A 4,898-nucleotide genomic window follows, 5' to 3' on the forward strand; every position below is an offset into this window, starting at 1 on the left:
GATATATTGCTGAACCAGTGCATCAATTTGGCCAGCGTCCATTGCCGCCATGCATGGCAGGATTGATTGTTCTTTTGCGAACTCAGCAACATTAGCAGAGCCCTGAGTTTCTTGTTGCTGCAAAAACTCCAGCAGCTGCGGGCTTATCTGACAAGATTTGTATACATAATGACTGCAAAACAGGGTTTTTTCGATCGTTGAACTCAGCGTAGGCGGTAAAAAAGAGCGATCAAATTGCTGCTGTAGATGCTCCAGCTGAGCCGCATAATCTAAGTGCTGTAACATACTCGAAACAACTAATTTTCAACTGGCTGAGGCGCAACTCTAAGCACCTCTTCAATGGTCGTCAAACCTTGCGCCACCTTTTGCGCACCACTGAGACGAAGTGTTCGCATCCCTTCTTTCATCGCTGATTTGCGCATCGCAACTACATCAGTTTGCGATTGAATATATTGCTGCACGGGCGAGCTTATTGGCATCACCTCATAAATACCTTCACGCCCCAAATAACCGGTATTGCGACACTCTAAACACCCTACTGGCTTATATACCTTGCTCGGCGCTGCAACTTTCCAAGGTGCAACCATAGCCTGCCATTGTTGTTGATCGACAGCATGCTCGGCTTTACAATGCGGGCATAGCCTACGTACCAAACGCTGCGCCATAACACCTAATACCGTAGCGCGAATCAAATATGCTGGCACACCAATTTCTAACATTCGAGTGATAGCTGATGGCGCATCGTTAGTATGTAATGTTGATAAAACAAGATGCCCTGTTAGCGCTGCTTGGATCGCCATTTCAGCGGTTTCTTTATCACGAATCTCACCAATCATAATAACATCTGGGTCCTGACGTAGCAGCGCCTTAACCCCGGCCGCAAAATCTAAATCGATACCATGATGCACCTGCATTTGATTGAAGCTATCCTCAATCATTTCAATCGGATCTTCAATGGTGCAAACGTTAACATCTGGTGTTGCTAACTCTTTAAGCGTGGAATACAAAGTAGTGGTTTTGCCTGAACCGGTTGGACCTGTAACTAACACAATGCCATTTGATTTCTGAGTCATTGTGTTCCAGCGGCTATAATCTTGATTTGCCAAACCTAACTGATCAAAAGATTTTAATAAAACCTCCGGATCAAAAATCCGCATCACCAATTTTTCTCCAAACGCGGTTGGCAATGTAGACAGTCGCAATTCCACTTCTAAACCCTTAGGCGTGATAGTCTTAAGTCGCCCATCTTGTGGCTTTCGCTTTTCGGCTATATCTAAGCGACCCATACTTTTAATTCGGCTGATCACCGCAACTAAAGCCTGCATCGGCATTTCATATACTTGATGCAAAACGCCATCGATACGAAAACGTACATAGCCTAACTCACGTCTTGGCTCTATATGGATATCACTGGCACGTTGATCAAAAGCATACTGAAATAGCCAGTCAACAATCGTGACAATATGCTGATCGTTGGCATCGGGATTTTTTAATTCACCAAGCTCTAAAAATGCATCAAACGACCCAGCGGGCCCAGCTTGGTTTTGGGTGGCCTGCTGCATAGACTTTGCAAGCGCATAAAATTCGGTAGTGTAGCGAGCAATATCAGCAGGATTAGCAAAAACAGTGACGATTTCTTTGTTTAGCACATGCTGAAGATTGGCCTGCCAAGCCGATTTAAACGGCTGTGCCGAGGCAACTTTAACCTGATTAGCGCCAATTTCTACGGCTAAAATTTGATGCTTTTGCGCAAAGGCATGACTCATGACCTGGGTAACATCGGCTGCGCGAATCTTCAGTGGGTCGATATGAAAGGCTTCAAGTTCGGCAATGTCTGCCAACCATTCAACCAGCTGCTCCACCGTAAAAGCATTACCGGTGTCTACGTTAACTAAACCAATATCTGCCAGATAGTTAATCGCATGCTTTTGGGAATCTGCTAAAGAGCGTGGCCTGATCATGACCTCATCCACACTATCGGCGCTAATTTTTCCTGCACGCGCCAGTTCAGTCAGTAAAAAGCGGAGATCGAGGTTGCGTTCTGCTATCGCTTGCGTCATAAATAAGCCATTCAGATTAATTACCCGAGTCGGATATCGTCAATTACGTTATCCAATTACAGCTAGACCATAGCGCAAAGCTTTCGGGATTTCATTAACTTAGCCAAATAAATGCCAACCCTATGCCAAATCTACCGTCGTTTCACCAACGCCTGCAAGCGCTACTTTCTACCGCTTCAGTTTCATCGGTTTCTGCTAGCTGGGATATGGGCAATCGTAAGGTAATTGACCTTTTGGCTGACTGGTTTCAAAGCTTAGGCTTTGCGATTGAAATTCAGCCACTAGGCGAACACAAAGCGAATCTGATTGCCACACTGGGCGATGGTGATGGTGGCCTAGTGTTAGCGGGTCATACTGACACCGTGCCGTTTAACGAATCACTCTGGGATTTTGATCCACTGGCAGCAACCGAGGCCGACAACCGTATTTACGGCTTGGGCAGCTGTGATATGAAGGGGTTTTTCAGCGTTATTATTGAGGCCGTTTTGCCCTTAGTCGATGCAGCCAGCAAACTGCAGCAACCGCTGATTATTCTTGCCACGGCCGACGAAGAAAGCTCCATGAGTGGCGCTAGAGCCCTCAGCGCCGCCAGTTTAAGAAAACCGCGTGCAGCGGTGATCGGCGAGCCGACTGGACTTAAGCCGATTCATAGTCATAAAAGCATTATGATGCACGCGATCAATATACAGGGCCAGAGTGGTCACTCCTCAAACCCAGCACTTGGCCATTCAGCTTTAGATGCCATGAGCGATGTATTAATGACGATACGCCAGTTTCGTGAAGAACTAGCGCAACACTATCAAAACCCTGTGTTCGAAGTACAAACACCCACTTTAAATCTTGGCTGCATTCATGGCGGCGACAATCCCAACCGCATTTGCAATCAATGCGCTTTGCATTTTGATTTTCGCGGTCTGCCAGGCATGAGTAATCAGGCAATTTTAAATCAGCTTGAGCAACGTCTAGCACCGATTGCAACTGCTCATCAAGTTGAGTTGAAATTTGAGTCACTGATAGATGGCGTGAATGCATTTTTTCAAGACAGTGATAGTGAATTGATCCAGCGTGTTGAGTCACTAACCGGGCAAACTGCAGGCGCTGTTGCCTTTGCGACTGAAGCGCCGTTTTTAAAAGCACTCAATATTAACACGGTAGTCATGGGTCCTGGCTCGATTGACCAAGCGCACCAGCCAAATGAGTACCTAGCGCTTGATCAAATTCAACCGGCGGTTACAATATTACAGCAACTTATTGATCACTACTGTGTCAAGCCAAGGAATAACCGTGTCTGAAACCACGCCTGCAAACAAGACGTTCATTCAAACCTTTCGCGAATCGTCTCCCTATATTAATAGCCATCGTGGTAAAACGATGGTGCTATTACTGGACGGCTTTTGTTTACAATCTGACAAGCTAACACAGGTGATCTATGACATTGCTTTAATGCATAGCCTTGGCATAAAAATTGTTTTGGTTATGGGCACCAGGCCATTAATCAGTGATGCCCTAACTGAAAGCGGAATTAGCAGCCAAATGCACCTGGGGCAGCGCATCACCAGCAGTGAAATTTTACATATTGCAAAACAGGTATCGGGTGAGGCGCGCTTTAAGCTTGAAGCTCTATTCTCAGCAGCGCTGCCTAATACGCCGCTGCAAGGCAGCGATATTAAACTGGTTGGTGGCAATTTTATTACCGCTAAACCGCTGGGCGTACTTGAAGGAAAAGACTTTCAGTTTACCGGTGAAATTAGAAAAGTAGACTGCGCTGCCATACAAGCCGTGTTAGAACATAATGCGATTGTATTATTATCGAATATCGCTGGCTCAGTAACTGGCGAAAGTTTTAATGTTGCAGCCGAGCATGTCGCAACGGCCGTAGCCAAAAGTATCGGCGCCGATAAATTTATTATTGTCTCGCAAGCTGCAGAACTGAGGGAGTTAGAGCGCGAATTAACACTGCAACAGGCCTTACAAATTAGCCAACCCTCGCATAATTTAAGCTGCTTGATCAACACTTGCAAAGCAGGCATTCCTAGATGTCATATGGTAAGCGTAGAACAAGACGGCGCACTGCTTACCGAACTATTCACCACGGATGGCAGCGGCGTATTATTGAGCAAGAATCCTTACGAGTCGATAAGACCTGCCAGTGCAGAAGATATTGGCGGCATTATGCAGCTATTACAGCCCTTAGAAAGCAGTGGCTTCTTAGTCAAACGTGAGCCTGAGGTGCTGGAACAGGAAATGCATCACTTCATTGTGATAGAGCGCGATAACAAAATTATTGCTTGCTCAGCACTTTACCCATTTATTGATGATCAAGGTCTGAATATGGCTGAGATTGCCTGCGTAGCTACCGATCCAGATTATCAAGGTGGTCAACGCGGTGCTGAGATGCTCGCCTATCTTGCTGAGCAAGCTGCTGCAGCTGCAATCGATAGTTTGTTTGTGCTCACAACTCAATCACTGCATTTCTTTTTAGAACAAGGCTTTATTCAGGCCTCGGTAGATGATCTGCCGCAGCAGAAGCAAGCCATGTACAACTACCAACGAAACTCTAAAGTGCTTATTAAGCAGCTTTAGTCTTTATCCATATAATTGAGCTCTTTATAAGTTCTTATCCTAGAGCTCGGAGCAGAGCTTAAATTTTCTACATAAGCAATTATAAGAGATTTTTTAAAGCCGCTCCGAAGCGGCTTTATGTGCATACTCAAACTTATTGCACGACTATCTGCGCAACACCTTCAATCTGAGCAACACATTAAATCTGAGCAACAGCTAATATCTAAGCTATACCTACTTCGCTAGTTAAAATGCAAACTGCCAGCCAAAGCTTGC

General features: G+C 45.5%; 4 protein-coding genes. 2 read left to right on the top strand and 2 right to left on the bottom strand.

Annotated features, from left to right (window positions below; translation table 11 throughout):
* Together HRU21_08530 and tadA are read right to left on the bottom strand one after the other, a co-directional pair.
* Window positions 1-285: hypothetical protein (locus HRU21_08530; protein ID NRA42334.1), on the bottom strand; the 285-nt coding region annotated here is incomplete at its 3' end.
* 11 nt (window positions 286-296) lie between these two features.
* Window positions 297-2,060, bottom strand: a complete 1,764-nt coding sequence (gene tadA, locus HRU21_08535) for a Flp pilus assembly complex ATPase component TadA (protein NRA42335.1) — start codon at window positions 2,058-2,060, stop codon at window positions 297-299.
* A gap of 122 nt (window positions 2,061-2,182) precedes the next feature.
* On the opposite strand from tadA, the gene argE reads away from it, so the two are divergent.
* Together argE and argA are read left to right on the top strand one after the other, a co-directional pair.
* Complete coding sequence (gene argE / locus HRU21_08540; protein ID NRA42336.1) at window positions 2,183-3,352, top strand: acetylornithine deacetylase; 1,170 nt, start codon at window positions 2,183-2,185, stop codon at window positions 3,350-3,352.
* Entirely contained in the window at window positions 3,345-4,643 is a 1,299-nt protein-coding gene (argA, locus tag HRU21_08545; protein NRA42337.1) for an amino-acid N-acetyltransferase, read from the top strand. Before argE ends, argA begins: the two co-directional genes overlap by 8 nt.
* The last annotated feature ends 255 nt before the right edge of the window (window positions 4,644-4,898 follow it).

The organism is Pseudomonadales bacterium (genome assembly GCA_013215025.1).
Classification (GTDB): domain Bacteria; phylum Pseudomonadota; class Gammaproteobacteria; order Pseudomonadales; family DT-91; genus DT-91.

Coding starts and splice junctions, on each gene's coding strand:
- argE (NRA42336.1), top strand. CDS start 2,183: ATGCCAAATCTACCGTCGTTTCACCAACGCCTGCAAGCGCTACTTTCT.
- tadA (NRA42335.1), bottom strand. CDS start 2,060: ATGACGCAAGCGATAGCAGAACGCAACCTCGATCTCCGCTTTTTACTG.